15 protein-coding genes are annotated in these 15,093 nt (G+C 68.3%); 9 read left to right on the top strand and 6 right to left on the bottom strand.

Annotated features, from left to right (window positions below; all coding sequences use genetic code 11):
* Window positions 1-2: 2 nt before the first annotated feature.
* On the bottom strand, window positions 3-404 hold the full coding sequence (locus tag RUR_RS06740; RefSeq protein ID WP_283134041.1) for a hypothetical protein: 402 nt from the start codon (window positions 402-404) through the stop codon (window positions 3-5).
* Window positions 405-503: 99 nt separating this feature from the next.
* Here RUR_RS06740 and RUR_RS06735 point away from each other — a divergent pair, with 99 nt between their 5' ends.
* Window positions 504-1,451 carry a diacylglycerol/lipid kinase family protein gene (locus RUR_RS06735; RefSeq protein ID WP_283134040.1) on the top strand — a complete coding sequence of 316 codons (948 nt, stop codon included), beginning with the start codon at window positions 504-506 and terminating at the stop codon, window positions 1,449-1,451.
* A gap of 256 nt (window positions 1,452-1,707) precedes the next feature.
* Window positions 1,708-1,962 (top strand): WhiB family transcriptional regulator, encoded by a 255-nt coding sequence (locus RUR_RS06730; protein ID WP_283134039.1) that lies wholly within the window; start codon window positions 1,708-1,710, stop codon window positions 1,960-1,962.
* Window positions 1,963-2,185: 223 nt separating this feature from the next.
* Here RUR_RS06730 and RUR_RS06725 read toward each other — a convergent pair whose 3' ends face one another.
* Window positions 2,186-3,649, bottom strand: a complete 1,464-nt coding sequence (locus RUR_RS06725) for a sensor histidine kinase (protein ID WP_283134038.1) — start codon at window positions 3,647-3,649, stop codon at window positions 2,186-2,188.
* Between the two features lie 67 nt (window positions 3,650-3,716).
* Here RUR_RS06725 and RUR_RS06720 point away from each other — a divergent pair, with 67 nt between their 5' ends.
* The 4 genes from RUR_RS06720 (at window position 3,717) to bioB (ending at window position 7,423) form a co-directional block, all read left to right on the top strand.
* Window positions 3,717-4,880 (top strand): 8-amino-7-oxononanoate synthase, encoded by a 1,164-nt coding sequence (locus RUR_RS06720; protein WP_283134037.1) that lies wholly within the window; start codon window positions 3,717-3,719, stop codon window positions 4,878-4,880.
* Entirely contained in the window at window positions 4,877-5,599 is a 723-nt protein-coding gene (locus RUR_RS06715; RefSeq protein WP_283134036.1) for a GntR family transcriptional regulator, read from the top strand. The genes RUR_RS06720 and RUR_RS06715 overlap by 4 nt, the downstream gene beginning before the upstream one ends.
* Before the next feature lie 109 nt (window positions 5,600-5,708).
* Window positions 5,709-6,431: a dethiobiotin synthase gene (gene bioD, locus RUR_RS06710; RefSeq protein ID WP_283134035.1), complete on the top strand. Its 723-nt coding sequence runs from the start codon at window positions 5,709-5,711 to the stop codon at window positions 6,429-6,431.
* On the top strand, window positions 6,428-7,423 hold the full coding sequence (bioB, locus tag RUR_RS06705) for a biotin synthase BioB (protein ID WP_283134034.1): 996 nt from the start codon (window positions 6,428-6,430) through the stop codon (window positions 7,421-7,423). Before bioD ends, bioB begins: the two co-directional genes overlap by 4 nt.
* A gap of 241 nt (window positions 7,424-7,664) precedes the next feature.
* Here the strand turns inward: bioB and RUR_RS06700 are convergent, their stop codons facing one another.
* Entirely contained in the window at window positions 7,665-8,225 is a 561-nt protein-coding gene (locus RUR_RS06700; protein WP_283134033.1) for a helix-turn-helix transcriptional regulator, read from the bottom strand.
* 620 nt (window positions 8,226-8,845) lie between these two features.
* On the opposite strand from RUR_RS06700, the gene RUR_RS06695 reads away from it, so the two are divergent.
* On the top strand, window positions 8,846-9,814 hold the full coding sequence (locus tag RUR_RS06695; RefSeq protein ID WP_283134032.1) for a thermonuclease family protein: 969 nt from the start codon (window positions 8,846-8,848) through the stop codon (window positions 9,812-9,814).
* A gap of 163 nt (window positions 9,815-9,977) precedes the next feature.
* On the opposite strand, the gene RUR_RS06690 is transcribed toward RUR_RS06695, so the two are convergent.
* Complete coding sequence (locus RUR_RS06690; protein WP_283134031.1) at window positions 9,978-10,628, bottom strand: hypothetical protein; 651 nt, start codon at window positions 10,626-10,628, stop codon at window positions 9,978-9,980.
* Between the two features lie 144 nt (window positions 10,629-10,772).
* Here RUR_RS06690 and RUR_RS06685 point away from each other — a divergent pair, with 144 nt between their 5' ends.
* Complete coding sequence (locus tag RUR_RS06685) at window positions 10,773-12,422, top strand: acetolactate synthase (RefSeq protein ID WP_283134030.1); 1,650 nt, start codon at window positions 10,773-10,775, stop codon at window positions 12,420-12,422.
* Here RUR_RS06685 and RUR_RS06680 read toward each other — a convergent pair.
* Together RUR_RS06680 and bsaP are read right to left on the bottom strand one after the other, a co-directional pair.
* Window positions 12,419-14,014, bottom strand: coding sequence for a serine/threonine-protein kinase (locus RUR_RS06680; protein ID WP_283134029.1), 1,596 nt, complete (start codon window positions 14,012-14,014; stop codon window positions 12,419-12,421). The two genes, RUR_RS06685 and RUR_RS06680, sit on opposite strands and share 4 nt — an antisense overlap.
* 182 nt (window positions 14,015-14,196) lie before the next feature.
* A complete protein-coding gene (gene bsaP, locus RUR_RS36925) occupies window positions 14,197-14,379 on the bottom strand; it encodes a biotin synthase auxiliary protein BsaP (protein ID WP_487250713.1) in 183 nt (60 codons plus the stop codon).
* Here bsaP and RUR_RS36760 point away from each other — a divergent pair.
* Window positions 14,315-14,887 carry an Lrp/AsnC family transcriptional regulator gene (locus RUR_RS36760; RefSeq protein ID WP_428846975.1) on the top strand — a complete coding sequence of 191 codons (573 nt, stop codon included), beginning with the start codon at window positions 14,315-14,317 and terminating at the stop codon, window positions 14,885-14,887. The genes bsaP and RUR_RS36760 overlap by 65 nt on opposite strands.
* Window positions 14,888-15,093: the final 206 nt, after the last annotated feature.

Here is a 15,093-nt window from a genome sequence, read left to right as displayed (position 1 = left end):
GGTCAGCCGCGCCCGGAGTGGTCGGCGCCGTCATCGATCAGCGCGTTCGTCGTGGGCGGGCTGAACATGGCCACGAGCCCGGCGACGGCCACCAGCACCAGGGGAACCCCCCACAGGTAGGCTCCGGCCTGAATCAGGGAGATCGACACGGGCAGCGCGAAGATCTGGGTGACGATCGCGGGGGAACGACTCCATCGCAAGGCGTCGAGCAGCCCCTTGGCGACCCACAGGAGAGCCGCCCCGGCACCCAGGCCGAACACGGCCAGCGCAATCGAACTCGTGACGTCCTCCGGCTTGCCGATCACGGTCTGCACGGCTACATAACCTCCGAGCACGACGGAGGTCAGTCCCTCCAGGGCGAGAACCACCGCGGCTGCTGTCAAGGTCATCGGACGTCGGCGCACCCTCGAAAGGCTAGCCGACCACACGCCCGGTTCCTCGGTGAACCCCCATCTCTCCGGTATCGCGGTGGCAAGGTGTCCGGTACGAAGTACGCTGACAAAATGCGCGCATTGCTCCTGGTGAACCCAAAGGCGACCGCGACCAACCCCCGAACCAGGGATGTCCTGATCCGCGCACTCGGCGCCGCCGTCGATCTCACCGTCGAAGAGACCCACTACCGCGGGCACGCCGCGCACCTGGCCATGTCGGCACAGGCCAAGGGCTACGACACGGTAGCCGTCCTGGGCGGCGACGGAACCATCAACGAAACGGTCAACGGCCTGCTCGCCGAGGGCGTCTCATCGGACGTGCCCGCGCTCGCCGTCATTCCGGGGGGCAGCGCCAACGTCTTCGTCCGAGCGCTCGGGCTGCCCGGGGACCCGATCGAGGCGACCGGGGCGATCCTGGAGGCGATCCGGGCGGGTGGGCGCCGGACCATCGGACTCGGCCGGGCCCGATGGGGGACGGGATCGGAGTCCAGTGAGCGCTACTTCACCTTCTCCGCGGGTATGGGGTATGACGCGGAGGTGATCCGTGCGGTCGAAGGCCTGCGAAGCGCCGGCTACCGGGCGACGCCGACGCTGTACGTGAGCGCCGCGCTGCGCCACTACTTCATGACCGATCGCCGGAACCCGGGACTGACGATCGGCCGGCCGGACAAACCCCCCGTCGAGGGGGTCTACCTGGTCATCGTCTCCAACACCTCGCCGTGGACCTATCTGGGCTCGCGGCCGGTGTACCCGACGCCTTGGGCAACCTTTGAGACCGGGATCGACCTGCTCGGACTCCGCAAACTACGCCTGGCCACCCTGCTCAACCTGATCCGGCAGATCCTCGGCGAGCGGGCGGCGCTGCCCGCGGGACGGCACATCGTCCAGGCGCACAACCAGGGCGAGTTCACCCTGCGGGCCCGGCGGCCGATGGCCTTCCAGCTGGACGGTGACTACATCGGTGAGCAGGAAAGCGTGACATTCCAGGCCATACCAGATGCAATCAACGTCATCGTCTAGCGCCCTTTTACCGCCATAGTGTGACGCAATAGACAGCCAGCTCCGGCAAAACGTTTGCCCAAACCTCTTGCGTGTGATCCCTGTGGCTGTCAGGCTCAGAACGACGTCGGAACGTAGGACCTTTGCGGGGAATCACCCTCCCGGCAAGGCATGCCCGACGATCAGGCGAAGGAAACCCCGGGTCTAACCATAGCCCCGGTGAAGCTTCGGTCAAGTTAGTGAAATGATTCACAAAGTACGAGAAGGAGTGGACCGCATGGACTGGCGCCACCGCGCAGCCTGCCGTGACGTGGACCCCGAGCTGTTCTTCCCGATCGGTAACACCGGGCCTGCGCTGCTACAGATCGAAGAAGCCAAGCAAGTCTGCCGAGCCTGCCCGGTCAGCGACCCGTGCCTGAAGTGGGCGCTGGAGTCCGGTCAGGACGCAGGCGTCTGGGGTGCTCTCAGCGAGGACGAGCGCCGCGCACTCAAGCGCCGCAACGCTCGCGCTCGCGCCCGCGCGCACGCATGAGGTCAACCGGCAAACGCGCAGCCCATCGCGCAACCGCCGTCGCGAACCCGTGGCCGCATCGACCCTGACGCCGATGTGGCTGCGGGATTCCATATCCGTGCCGACGCACCCTACCGATCAGCCCCTTCACCGCCGCTCCACAGAACCCTAACGGACCGCACGGGTTGACGATCCCGGCCAGGCACCCGACGGAGCCCGCCGAGGCCCTCGAATTCCCGATGATCTACGACTCGGCAACCGGTATGTCGAGCGAGACCTCCGTTCCTCCACCTTCCGCCGGAACTATAGCCAGTCGCCCCGACAGTTCGCCCACCGCCAGGGTCCTGACGATCTGAAGCCCCAGGCTCGTCGACTTCTCCAGGTCGAAATCCTCCGGAAGCCCTTTACCGTCGTCGGCCACCGTGACCTGCAACCGCCCGCCCGCCCGGCTGGTCAACACCTTGATCGACCCGGCTTGGTTGGACAGCCCGTGCTGGACGGCGTTCTGCAGCAGTTCGGTCAGCACCATGGCGAGCGGGGTCGCCACCGCCGCCGGAAGCACACCGAAGGTGCCGATCCTGCGCGGGGTCACCCGGGATTCGGGGACCGAGACCTCCGCGGCCATGGCGATCACCCGGTCGGCGATGTCGTCGAAGTCCACGAGCTCCTCCGGGGTGTGCGCGAGGGTCTCGTGCACGATCGCGATGGAGCCCACCCTGCGCACCGCCTCCTCCAGCGCCTCCCGGCCCTCGGGCACCTGGAGCCGGCGGGCCTGCAGGCGAAGCAGGGCGGCGACCGTCTGCAGATTGTTCTTGACCCGGTGGTGGATCTCCCTGATCGTGGCGTCCTTGGTCATCAGCTCGCGCTCACGCCGCCGCAGCTCGGTCACGTCGCGGACGAGGATGAGCGCCCCGAGCCGGGTGCCCCCGGTGATCAACGGGATGGCCCGCAGCTGCACCACCGACCCGCTCGCCTCGACCTCGGTCTCCCGCGGCCCGCGGCCGCTCGCCACCAGGATCAACCCCTCGTCCACCGGCTCGTCCGAATAGCACAGGGACGCGGTGACCCGGCCGAGGTCGGAGCCGACCAGATCGGCGGTGAGTCCGAGGCGCCGGTATGCCGAGAGCGCGTTGGGCGAGGCGTAGGTGACCCGACCGGCCCGATCCAGCCTGAGCAGCCCGTCCCCGACCCTGGGGGACCGGACGAGGATCGGCTCCTCCCCGGGGAAGGGAAACTGACCCTCGGCGACCATCTGGGCCAGGTCGGAGGCGCTCTGCAGGTAGGTCAGCTCCAGCCGTGACGGCGTCCGCGCGGAGGAGAGGTTGGTGGAGCGCTGGATCACCCCGATGAAATGGTCCGCCCTCCGGACCGGGATGGTCTCCTCCCGCACCGGCACCCCGCTCGACCAGTCCGGGTCGCCCTCCCGGCAGATCCGGCGCTCGTTCCAGGCGGTGTCGATCAGCGACCGCTCGTTCCGCGCGACACGCTTGCCCACCACGTCGTCGTGGTAGACGGTGGGTCCGGTGGTGGGACGCATCTGCGCGATCGCCACCCATCCGTCGTTCTCGCTGAGCGGAATCCACAGAATGAGGTCGGCGAACGACAGATCGGCGAGAAGCTGCCAATCCGATACCAGGGAGTGCAGCCACTCCAGATCAGCCTCGTCGAGCGCGGAGTGGCGCAGAACGAGGTCACTAATGGTCGGCACCTGTGCATCATGCGTCCTCAGCGGCCCGAACGCGAATCGACAATCGCCACCTGGGAGGATTCTCCCCATGAGGCCATCGAACATGGATCCCCTGGCGCGACTTCGGGCGGCGGCGTCCGAACGCGCGGCACTGGGCCTGACGCGTGTTCTCCGTCCCCGCACCCCGGACCACGACGGGCTCGTCGACCTCGCCTCAAACGACTATCTGGGGCTTTCCCGCGACCCGCGTCTGATCGCGGCGTCCGTCCGCGCCACCCAGGTGTGGGGGACCGGGTCCACCGGCTCCCGTCTGGTCACCGGGTCCACCACGCTCCACAGCGAGCTTGAGGAGCGACTCGCGGCCTTCGTCCGGGCCGATCGGGCACTGGTCTTCTCCTCCGGCTACCTGGCCAACCTCGCCGCGGTCACCGCGCTTGGCCGGGGCGGCCTCGTCGTCTCCGACGCCGTCAACCACGCCTCGATCGTGGACGCGTGCCGGCTGTCCCGGGCCACCGTGATCGTCACACCGCACCGGGACGTCGCCGCCGTGGACCGGGCTCTCGCCTCGGCCGACGTCACGCCCAAGCTCGTCGTGACCGACGCGGTCTTCTCCGTCGACGGGGACCTCGCCCCCCTGGCCGAACTCCACGCCGTCGCCTCGGCGCACGGCGCACTCCTCGTGGTCGACGAGGCGCACGCGCTCGGAGTGGTCGGCGACCGGGGTCAGGGAGCCGTGTACGGAGCCGGACTCGCCGGGCACTCCGACGTCGTCCGTACGGTCACGCTCTCCAAGTCCCTGGGGTCACAGGGGGGAGCGGTGCTCGGCGCCCCCGAGATAGTCCGGGCACTCGTCGACACCGGCCGCTCGTTCATCTTCGACACCGGGCTCGCCCCGGCCTGCGCCGGCGCGGCACTCGCCGCGCTGGACGTCCTCGACACCGAGCCCGACCTGCCCCGACGGGCACGCGGCACCGCGAAAGCACTGTCCGCTCTCGCCGCTGACCTAAACTTGGAGACCACGGATCCAGCGGCGGCGGTGGTCCCCATCGTGATCGGAGAACCCGGTGCCGCGGTCCGGGCGGCGGACCTCTGCGCGGCACTCGGCGTACGCGTCGGATGTTTCAGACCACCCTCTGTCCCAGAAGGCAGATCGTGTCTTCGCTTGACCGCCAGGGCCAATTTAGGTTCCGATGAACTCACGGTGATCAAAGAGGCCCTCACCGTTGTGGCCGAGACAAGGGTAAACGCGTGATCGAAGATCCCCCCCGAGTTCCGAAGTACTACGACGTCAAGCGAAGTCTGCTGGAGCTCACCAAGAGTTTGCCTCCGGGGAGCACGCTCCCCCCGGAGCGCACTCTCGCGGTCCGGTTCGAGACCTCGCGCACCACGGTGCGCCAGGCGCTCTCCGAGCTCGTCGTCGAGGGACGGCTGCTGCGGATCCAGGGCAAGGGCACCTTTGTCGCCCAGCCCAAGGTCGCACAGGTTCTTCAGCTCACGAGTTACACCGGCGACCTGCGGACGGTCGGCCTCGAACCCGACACCAAGATCCTCGAAGTCGGCTACATCGCCGCCGACGAGGCCCTGAGCCGGCGCCTGGCGATCAATCCGGGGGGCAGGGTGCTTCGCATCCACCGGCTCCGCCTCGGCGGCGGCGAGCCCATGTCCATCGACACCACCCACCTGTCGGCGCGACGGTTCCCCCGGCTCCGCCGTGAGCTGGAGGCCCACTCCTCCCTCTACGAGACCCTGCACAACGCCTACAACGTGCAGCTCACCGAGGCGGAGGAGGTCATCGAGACCGTCCTGGCGACGCCCTACGACGCCCAGGTACTCGGCGTCGACGTGGGTCTGCCCATGCTGCTGCTCACCCGGCACGCGTTCGACAGCGACGGCAACCCCGTCGAATGGGCCCAGTCGCTGTACCGCGGCGACCGGTACAAGTTCGTCACCCGGCTCCGTAAGCCCACATGAGCACCGGTACGGGCACCGGCCGGCCCCGGCTTCCGCGGCGCCGCGACACCGGCCGCCTCCGTGCCGGGGCCGCCACGGTCACCGCGTCTGCCCCTTCGAGCAGGCCCATATGAGCATCCTGATCGTCTCCGGTACGGACACCGGGGTCGGCAAGACGGTCGTGACCGCGGCGATCGCGGCGCTGGCCCGGGCGCGAGGCGCCGATGTCGCCGTGGTGAAACCCGCTCAGACCGGGGTGGGCGACGACGAGCCCGGCGATCTCGACGAGATCTCGCGGCTCTCCGGGGTGACCGACCTCCATGAGTACGCCCGCTTCCCCGACCCGCTCTCCCCCGCCGCGGCGGCCCGGGAGTCGCACCGGCCGCCGGTGTCGCTGGCCGAAAGCGCGAGCAAGATCACCGAACTCGCCCGGAGCCGGCGTCTGGTCCTCGTCGAAGGGGCCGGCGGCCTCCTCGTCCGGTTCGACGAGGACGGCACCACCGTCGCGGACCTGGCCCGCTCGCTCGGCGCACCCGTGCTCGTCGTCGCCCGGGCCGGCCTCGGCACCCTCAATCACACCGCGTTGACCCTGGAGGTCCTCGCCCTGCGCGGGGTCGAACTCGCGGGTGTCGTCATCGGCTCCTGGCCGCGTCATCCCGGCCTCGCGGAGCGCCACAACGTCGCCGACCTTGAAATGCTCGGTGCCCGTCCACTCGCCGGCGTGCTTCCTGAAGATATGGCGCGGATGGATGCCGGCGGATTTCTCGAAGGTGCACAAAGCTCACTCGGGGTATCCCTTGGGGGAAGGTTCAACCAAGTCCAATTCAAGGAGACCTTTAGGTTGGAGCTATGACGGATGTTCTGGAAACGGCACGGGTACAGGTCCTCGAATCGGGTCGCGGCCTGACCGAGGCCCAAGCACTCGAATGTCTGCGGTTACCCGACGATCGCCTCCCCGAACTACTCGCCCTCGCCCACGAGGTGCGGATGAAATGGTGCGGGCCGGAGGTGGAAGTCGAAGGAATCATCTCCCTCAAAACCGGCGGCTGTCCCGAGGACTGTCACTTCTGCTCCCAGTCCGGAAAGTTCGAGTCACCCGTCCGCGCCGTGTGGCTGGACATCCCCTCACTCGTCAAAGCCGCGGTGGAGACGGCGGAGACCGGAGCCACCGAGTTCTGCATCGTCGCCGCCGTCCGAGGTCCGGACCGACGCCTCATGGAGCAGGTGCGAGCAGGGGTGAAGGCGATCCGGGAGGCCGTCGACATCAACGTCGCGTGCTCGCTCGGCATGCTCACCCAGGACCAGGTGGACGAACTCGCCGAGATGGGCGTGCACAGGTACAACCACAACCTGGAGACCTCCCGATCCCACTTCCCGAAGGTTGTCACCACCCACACCTGGGAGGAGCGGTGGGACACCTGTCTCATGGTGCGCGCGGCCGGGATGGAGCTGTGCTGCGGCGGCATCGTGGGGATGGGGGAGACCGTCGAACAGCGCGCGGAGTTCGCCGCACAGCTCGGAACGCTGGAGCCGGACGAGGTGCCGCTCAACTTCCTCAACCCACGGCCGGGGACTCCGTTCGCCTCCTACCCGCTCGTCGACGGAAAGGAGGCGCTCAAGACGATCGCGGTGTTCCGCCTCGCGCTCCCGCGCACGATCCTTCGGTACGCGGGCGGGCGCGAACTCACCCTCGGCGACCTGGGCACCCGTGACGGCATGCTCGGCGGAATCAACGCGATCATCGTCGGGAACTATCTGACCACCCTAGGCCGCGCCCCGGACCAGGACCTCAAGCTCCTGGTCGACTTGAAGATGCCGATCAAGGCACTGTCCGACACGCTCTGACGACTCGTTCATCCCACTGTTTCAAGCGCCGGCATCGCCCGTCGGATCTCGACGGCCGGATCTCGACGGCCTCGCCCGGCGGGCCGCTCCGGCCTCGGCTGTGATCGGGCCGTCGCCAGGTCACGCATCCATGCCCCGACCGCCGAGATCCGACCCGGTGAGCGCTCCGGCTTCGGGTGATGCCACGTCGGCTCGGCCCGATCGAACGGGTGTGCTCCGCGATCTGAATTTCGGATCACCCTCACGCCGCTTCCCGCTCCCCCAGCAGAGCCTTGATCAACACGGCGGGCGTCGGAGCCGCCGCGGGAGCGAGCTCACGCAGGTCGAGCCAGGCGTTGACGGCCCGGGCGGCGCGCATCGCCTCCCACATCACCGGGTCGTTCACGCCGTACCAGGCGGCCACCTCCGACCAGCGCCACATGCGGCGGCTCGCACTCGGCGCCGTGACCGGGACGGGAAACCCGCCCTGCCGGACCTTGCCGTTGATGGCGAGCCGGATGGACTCCCTCGTCAGCCCCATCCGCTCGGCGATCTCCTGCTGATTGACGATCGGGTCGCTTTCGATGCGTGTCACCGTCAGCCCGGCGGCCGCTTCCTCCAGATGCCCGATCACCTCGAAGGCCGCGTGGACGAAGCTCTGACCGGGCCAGTAGACCCCGGCGTCGGGCACCCCACCCGTCGTACCCGGGAAGATGTCTCCACCGGGCGCGTCGGATGTGCCGTAGATGCGCTCGGCGAGGCCGTCGAGCTCGTTCTCGGCCAGCTCCCGGCTGAGAATGACCCGAAACTCGTGCTGTGTCATCCTTCACCCCTGTCTCCCTCGCGACCGCGAGGATGCACACAACGGTTGACTTCAGCTCTTAGTTCTTTGGCGTGCCTTCCCCCGCTCCTGGGGGTGGACCACACCGCCCGCCGGCAACCGGACCCGCAATCGATCACGCCCCATCGATGACCGCGATGGAGCTCGGTGACCGTGAACCCCCGGGATTCAGCGTGGCGAAGCGCTTTCTCGACATCCTTGTTCGGGTGTTTGCCGCGTCCAATGCTGGCACTCCAGACGAGTTTTGGCAATAGGCCAAACGCCAATTTCTCTCGCTTGCACATGACGGCCAGCGTGCCCAACCGCCGGGCTCCCCCGATGAGCCGAACCGAATTCTGGGGATAACCGGTTCACGATCGAGGCGCCCTGTGGACAAGGTTCTTGTGGCCGGAAAGAATCATCCTGAAATTCCGGGCCACCCGCGCTACAAAAACACCCCTATCAGGAATTAGCCCCCTTTCTATCGCGATCTCTAGACATATCGGGCTTGATCATTTGGCGTTCTCCACGTCGCCGGTGAAGCACCGAAGAATCCATTCATTCCCACGGATTCCCTCACAGTGGGATATCTGGCTCTTTGCCAGGCCGAAGGAGGACCGACGATGGCCAAGGCGATTGAACAACCCGTCCCAGGGATCACCGTGGGACACGCGATGATCGCCCGAAGCAAGGGCGCACCGCAGTCGATCACCCAGATGGTGCACGACGGGGACACCGTCAACGTGGCGGCGGACGGCAACTTCGGCGTGCGCCTGCTCGGTGTCGACGCCCCCGAGGTGAGCTTCGAGCTCCCCCGCAACACCGGCCGCCCCGATGTGCCCAAAGGGTTCGTGAAGATCACCAACCCGGCGTGGACCGTCTTCCTCGCCGACCCCTTCGAGGCGGGCTATCCGCCGCTGTCCCTCCGTCCGGCCCTCCACAACCACCTGAGCACCCGCCTGGACGAGCAGACCGCCGCCAACCACGCGGCACACGCCGGACCGTCCACCGAAGCCCTCCGGGCGATGATCGCCGCGGACATCACCGAGCAAGGGCTGACCCCGGAGACGTTCCGCCTCAGAATGGCGTTCGCGCACGAGATCCTAGACCGGTACGGCCGTCTCCTGTGCTACGTCAACCGGGAGCAGCCGACGGCCCCGCGGCCGCCGTACTACAACGAGCGCCTGCTCGCCGCGGGACATGTCATGCCGTACTTCATCTGGCCCAACGTCGACCCGTTCGTCAAGCAGCAGAGCACGCCGGCCTTGGCCGTACCCGCTCCGGGCGGGGCGCTGGAACTCGCCTCCAAAGGTGCGCTGGGCCGGGCCCGGGAGGCGGTACGGCAGGCACGGACGGGTGGGCTGGGCCTGTGGAATCCCGCCGACCCGCTCCGGCTCTTCCCGTTCGAACTGCGCTATCTCGCCCAGCGCCGGGCTCCCGACCGTTTCGTGGTCGACCTGAGCGACGAGGGCTCCGAACTTCTGCACCCGCAGAGCTACTTCCGCATTCCCAATCCCGAGGACCGGCTGTTCGTCAACGCCGAACACGCGCCTCTCTTCGCGGAGAAGGGGTGGAGCGTCCCCGGACTCTGAACCCGGCGGCCGGGCCCGCCGGACCTTGCGTCGTTCTCCGCAGCCTGGGAGAGCAAGGCGGGCCCTCGGCCGTACCGGATCTCAGTGGTGCGCCTGAGGCCGTACCGGATTCCGGGCAGGCGGCGCCCCTCGGGCGGACGCCGCGTCCGGGAGTGCGGTGGCGTCAGGAGCAGCCGCCGTCGTAGAAGCAGAGCTTCTTCGCCATGCGCTTGGCCTTGGGCAGGTTCCGCGAATCGTCGTCGGTCGGGGTGAAGAACGGCGCCGTGGCCGAGTAGAGCGCGATGGCGTTCCCGCGCTGCACCAAGACGATGTGTGTCCCGCCGTCCACGGCCTTGGCGCCGCGGTGGCTCTGCACGTGGATCGCCATCCCGTGGTCGCCGAGCCGCAGGGTCCGGGCCCGGTACACCTGGTCGACGCCGTCGGGCACCTTCAGCCTGGGGCAGCGCGCGAGGTCCGCCCGGATCTGGCTCACGGCCCGCCGCGCCCACGCCTCGTTGCGGTAGACCAGCAGCTCCTCGGAGATGGAACCGTCCGGCTGCGGCTGGGTGAGGGTGCGAACCGCGGTCCGGCCGGAGTAGCCCGGCCCGAGCTTGGTCTCACAGGGGTTGACCGACAGCGGGTCCTGCCTGCGGTTGCTGACCATCCAGGGAAACTCGGGGTTGGCGTTCTTCCTGGCGTCCGCGTCGTGGAGGAGAAATCCCCGGGGAATGTGCGTCGGAGACGGGGCCGACGCCGACGCGGGAAGGCCGAATGCCGCCACCGCGGCCGTGAGGACAACCCCCAGGCCGGCCCGACGCCAGACTCGCACACTCATGAAACAGTCCTCTCACCAGGATTTCCCATCGACCCACACCCTAGGAGCAGCAACCCTGACTTTCACTGAAATAGCATTATTTGCTCCATTGAGTAATGGGCGGTGAATCTAGGCCCACAAGTGACTCACTGGTAACGTTCGGCCATGCGGCAAGTAGACGGACACGCGGGCGACGTTGCGGTCGCCGTGGCGCAGCACTATGGCATCGAGACCATGTTCACCCTGTCCGGGGGGCACGTCTTCCCGATGTACGACGGGGCGGTCCACCAGACGATGCGCATTCTGGACGTACGCCACGAGCAGAGCGCCGTGTTCGCGGCCGAAGCCACGGCGAGACTCGCCAGAAAGCCGGGGCTCGCCGTGCTCACCGCGGGGCCCGGGATCACCAACGGGGTGAGCGGCGTCGCCACCGCGCACTTCAACGGATCCCCCCTCGTCGTGATGGGCGGACGCGCCCCGGCCTCCCGATGGGGCTCCGGTGCGCTGCAGGAGCTCGACCATCCCCCGCTGCTCGCCCCCATCACCAAGGCCTCCTTCACCTCCACCGGGCCGGAGACGATCGCCGCCGACGTCGAGCGGGCGTTCCGTACCGCCCTCGCCCCGCATCGGGGACCGGTCTTCCTCGACTTCTACATGGATCACCTGTTCAGCCCGGCGGCGGCCGTACTCGGCCCGATCGAGGAGCCGGTACGGCTCGCACCCGACCCCGACGCCCTCGCCGTGATCGCGGAGCACCTCGCCACGGCGGAGCGGCCGGTCCTGGTCCTCGGTTCGGACGTGTGGACCGGTACGGCCGAGGAGGCGGGCAGGGCCTTCGCCGAGGAGCTCCGGCTGCCGGTCATCGCCAACGGGCAAGGGCGCGGCATCCTCCCCGCGGGTCACGAGCTGCTGGTGACCCGGGCTCGGGGCATCGCGTTCGGCCAGGCCGATCTGGTGATCGTGGCGGGCACCCCGCTCGACTTCCGGCTCAACTACGGCTGGTTCGGCGGGCGGGACGGCGCCCCGCTCGCCAAAGTCGTCCACCTGGCGGACTCACCCGACCAGCTCGCCACCCACACGGGCACCGTCGGCGCCGCCGGCGGCGACCTGAGCCTGATCTTCGAAGGCTTGCTGGAGGCCGCGCCGAAGGCGGGTGTCCGCCCCTCGGCGTACGCGGCCTGGCTCACCAGGCTCCGCGAAGCGGTCGGTACGGCGGTCGCCGGGGACGCCGAGCTGCTCGGCTCGGCTGCGGACCCGATCCATCCGATGCGTATCTACGGCGAGCTCACCCGTGTCCTGGAAGACGACGCCATCGTCATCGGAGACGGTGGCGACTTCGTGTCCTACGCCGGGAAATATGTGGAACAGAGCAGGCCGGGGGGATGGCTCGACCCGGGCCCCTTCGGCTGCCTGGGCACCGGGCTCGGCTACTCCATCGCCGCCCGGCTCGCCAGACCGTCCGCTCAGGTCGTGCTCCTCCTCGGCGACGGAGCGGCCGGCTTCTCCCTCATGGACGTCGACACCCTCGTCCGGCACCGGCTTCCCGTCGTCATGGTCTGCGGCAACAACGGGATCTGGGGGCTGGAGAAGCACCCGATGCAGCTGCTCTACGGCTACGACGTGGCCGCCGAGCTGCAGCCCCAGTGCCGCTACGACCAGGTGGTCACCGCCCTGGGCGGCGGAGGCGAGCTGGTGACCAAGCCGTCGGAGATCGGCCCCGCGCTCCGCCGCGCCTTCGACTCCGGAGTGCCCTACCTGGTGAACATCGCCACCGACCCGGAAATCGCCTACCCCCGCAACACGACAGGGATCTAGGCGGCCTCGCACCCCGGCAGGCCGTCGATGATGACCGTGACCCGGGTACCGACCTGCCGCAACTCCCCTGCGGGGATGAGCTGCGTGACCACCCGGCATTTCCCGTCGGGGTCGCCGCCGTAGTCGACGATCGGCTTGAAGCCGGCCTTGCGCAGACCGGCTTCGGCCTCCTCCCGGGTCAGCCCGATCAGGGAAGGCACCTGCGCGCTCGGCCGCAGCGTCTGAGACGGTGACGGCGACGGACTGGGCGACACCGGCGGCTTGGTCGTCGACGGGGCGGCGGTCGGGGGCGGCTTCTTCGTCGGGGACGCCGAGGGCTTGATCGTCGTCGCGGTAGGCGTCGGGGTCGGTCGCGGCGGCCGCGTGGTGCGGATCGCCGGCTTCGCCGTCGGCTTGGGCGTCTTGATCGGAGTCGCCGTACCCAGTGGCCGGGTGGTGCCGGCCGGATTCACGCCGACGCCGTTCCCGGGCCCCCCGTCACGGTCTGCGAAGCTGATGAACGCGAAGCCCCCGACGAGTACGGCGAGCAGCGCCGCCCCCGCCACCACCAGGGTGGGTTTACGCCAGGTTTGCTCGTTTCGGCGTCTGGCTCGGCGGCCTCCCCCGGGCACGGCGACTTCGGTCTGCGGCAAGGCCGGGGCGGACGCATCCGTCTCCGCCCACGTGCTTCTGGTGACCCGCACCTGGGTGCCCGTCTCGGGGACGCCCGGTACCGGTGGGCCCTCCGCAGGTTTGAGTGGGCTGCCCTGCTGGGCGAACACCGACATCTCCAGGGCACGTCGCGTCGCATGGGCCATCTCCGAAGCGGTGGCCCACCGCGCGGACGGATCCTTCTCCAGCGCGCGCTCGACAACCTTGCGTGCCGCTTCCGGGATGTCCCCGGGCAGTGGAGGCGGAGCCTCCCTGATGTGCTTCAGCGCGATCGTGACCGACGATTCACCGTCGAACGGGCGATAGCCCGCGAGGCACTCGTACGCCACCACGCCCAGCGCGTACATGTCCGCCGCAGGGGTGATCTCCCGCCCCTCGGCCTGCTCGGGCGCGCAGTAGGCCGCGGTGCCCAGAACCATGCCGACATCGGTGAGATGGGCCGAACCGCCCCGGCGCGCGATTCCGAAGTCCGTCAGCACCAGCGTGCCGTCCGACCGGATCATGAGATTGCCCGGTTTGACGTCGCGGTGCACGATCCCCTTCTCGTGCGCCGCGTGCAGCGCCTCGGCGGCCTGCGCGATCAGCTCAAGAGTGGCGTCGGTCGAAATACGGCCCACCCGGCCCAGCAGCCGGTCGAGGGCCTCACCGTCGACGTACTCCATCACCAGGTAAGCTGTGGCGCCCCCGCCTTCGAGCTCACTCGTTCCGTAGTCGTAGATGTCGACGACGCCCGAGTGATTGACCGTGGCCATCGCGCGAGCCTCACCGCGGAACCGCTCCGCGAAACCCGGATCCTCCATGAGGCCGGCGAGTAGTACCTTGATTGCGACAATGCGGCCGAGGACGACGTCCTCCCCACGCCACACCTCACCCATCCCCCCGGCACCGAGGCGGGAGGCAAGGCGGTAGCGTCCCGCCAGCATCGTTCCCTGCCTTAGCATGCTCCCCCGTTATACGAGACCGATTGCAATGCGCCAAACACGCACGGTTACACCCGTTATGTAGGCATAGCAGGCCGCAGTATCGCGTGTCGGAACATCGCATGTCCAGCGAATCCCGAGAGCCCTATGAGATGGGTGACGAAACGAGCATATCGGTTAACCAAAACCGAAAACTATGGGGTTTACCCGATACGAAGTCCATGTGCCGAGCATCGGGCCGTCCACCCGTACGGCGTCACCTGAACCACCAGACGACGCCGACAGCGGGCGCAGAATCGAGGCGGCTCCATCGCGCGAGCCGTGACACACTCGGTGTGGTCACGATCTCGGACAAGCTCCCCGCAATGGTCACAGTATGGGTCCACGTCATCAGAGGGTACGGCTAGCGCGTGGCCCCCCGGGACGCGGTCCGGAGCAGGCTCGCGATCGAGTCGTCGTCACACGTACCCCAGGATCGGGCTCACCGAACTCGCCCGACTCCTCGGCGTAGCCCGCGGGACCGTCCAGGCCAGAGTGGAGAAACTCACCACCAGAGGCGTCATCACCGACTTCGGCCCGACTGTGGCACCCGAGAACATCGGTTACCCGATCCTCGCCTTCCTCTCCCTCCAAATCGCCCAAGGCAGGCTGGAGGAGGCCGTCCACGCCCTCCGGCGACTCCCGCAGATCCTTGAAGTACACGGAACCAGCGGCAGCTCCGACTTGCTCTGCCGAGTCGTCGCCCGGAGCACGACCCATCTCCAAGAGATCATCGCGGTCGTCCTGGCGTCGCCGGCGATCCGGCGGACCGACACCACCATCGCCCTCTCGACCCAGATCCCCCACCGCATCGAACCCCTCATCAACGCGGCCGCAGACACCCCCAAGAGGTAAAGGACCGGCGTAGACACCAGCCATAGGCGCCAGTAGACGTGCCCCGGCGGGAGCGAGTGGAGTGACAACCACGGACGCGCGAAACAAAAAAGGGGCCACCCCCACAGGCGACCCCCCACAAAAGCAGAAAAGGGCCAGCCTACACGGCTGACCCCTCCCACAAAAATTGTCCGGCGGCGTCCTACTCTCCCACACCGTCCCCAGTG

Origin of the sequence: Rhizohabitans arisaemae, from assembly GCF_025996515.1 — a bacterium.
Taxonomy (GTDB): domain Bacteria; phylum Actinomycetota; class Actinomycetes; order Streptosporangiales; family Streptosporangiaceae; genus Rhizohabitans; species Rhizohabitans arisaemae.
The sequence above is the reverse complement of the archived record's forward strand: the minus strand, read 5'-3'. Positions and strand labels throughout refer to the sequence as shown.

Excerpts from the sequence above, each read along its gene's own strand:
- RUR_RS06735 (WP_283134040.1), top strand. The coding sequence starts at position 504 with ATGCGCGCATTGCTCCTGGTGAACCCAAAGGCGACCGCGACCAACCCC.
- RUR_RS06730 (WP_283134039.1), top strand. The coding sequence starts at position 1,708 with ATGGACTGGCGCCACCGCGCAGCCTGCCGTGACGTGGACCCCGAGCTG.
- RUR_RS06720 (WP_283134037.1), top strand. The coding sequence starts at position 3,717 with ATGAGGCCATCGAACATGGATCCCCTGGCGCGACTTCGGGCGGCGGCG.
- bioD (WP_283134035.1), top strand. The coding sequence starts at position 5,709 with ATGAGCATCCTGATCGTCTCCGGTACGGACACCGGGGTCGGCAAGACG.
- bioB (WP_283134034.1), top strand. The coding sequence starts at position 6,428 with ATGACGGATGTTCTGGAAACGGCACGGGTACAGGTCCTCGAATCGGGT.
- RUR_RS06700 (WP_283134033.1), bottom strand. The coding sequence starts at position 8,225 with ATGACACAGCACGAGTTTCGGGTCATTCTCAGCCGGGAGCTGGCCGAG.
- RUR_RS06695 (WP_283134032.1), top strand. The coding sequence starts at position 8,846 with ATGGCCAAGGCGATTGAACAACCCGTCCCAGGGATCACCGTGGGACAC.
- RUR_RS06690 (WP_283134031.1), bottom strand. The coding sequence starts at position 10,628 with ATGAGTGTGCGAGTCTGGCGTCGGGCCGGCCTGGGGGTTGTCCTCACG.
- RUR_RS06685 (WP_283134030.1), top strand. The coding sequence starts at position 10,773 with ATGCGGCAAGTAGACGGACACGCGGGCGACGTTGCGGTCGCCGTGGCG.
- RUR_RS06680 (WP_283134029.1), bottom strand. The coding sequence starts at position 14,014 with ATGCTAAGGCAGGGAACGATGCTGGCGGGACGCTACCGCCTTGCCTCC.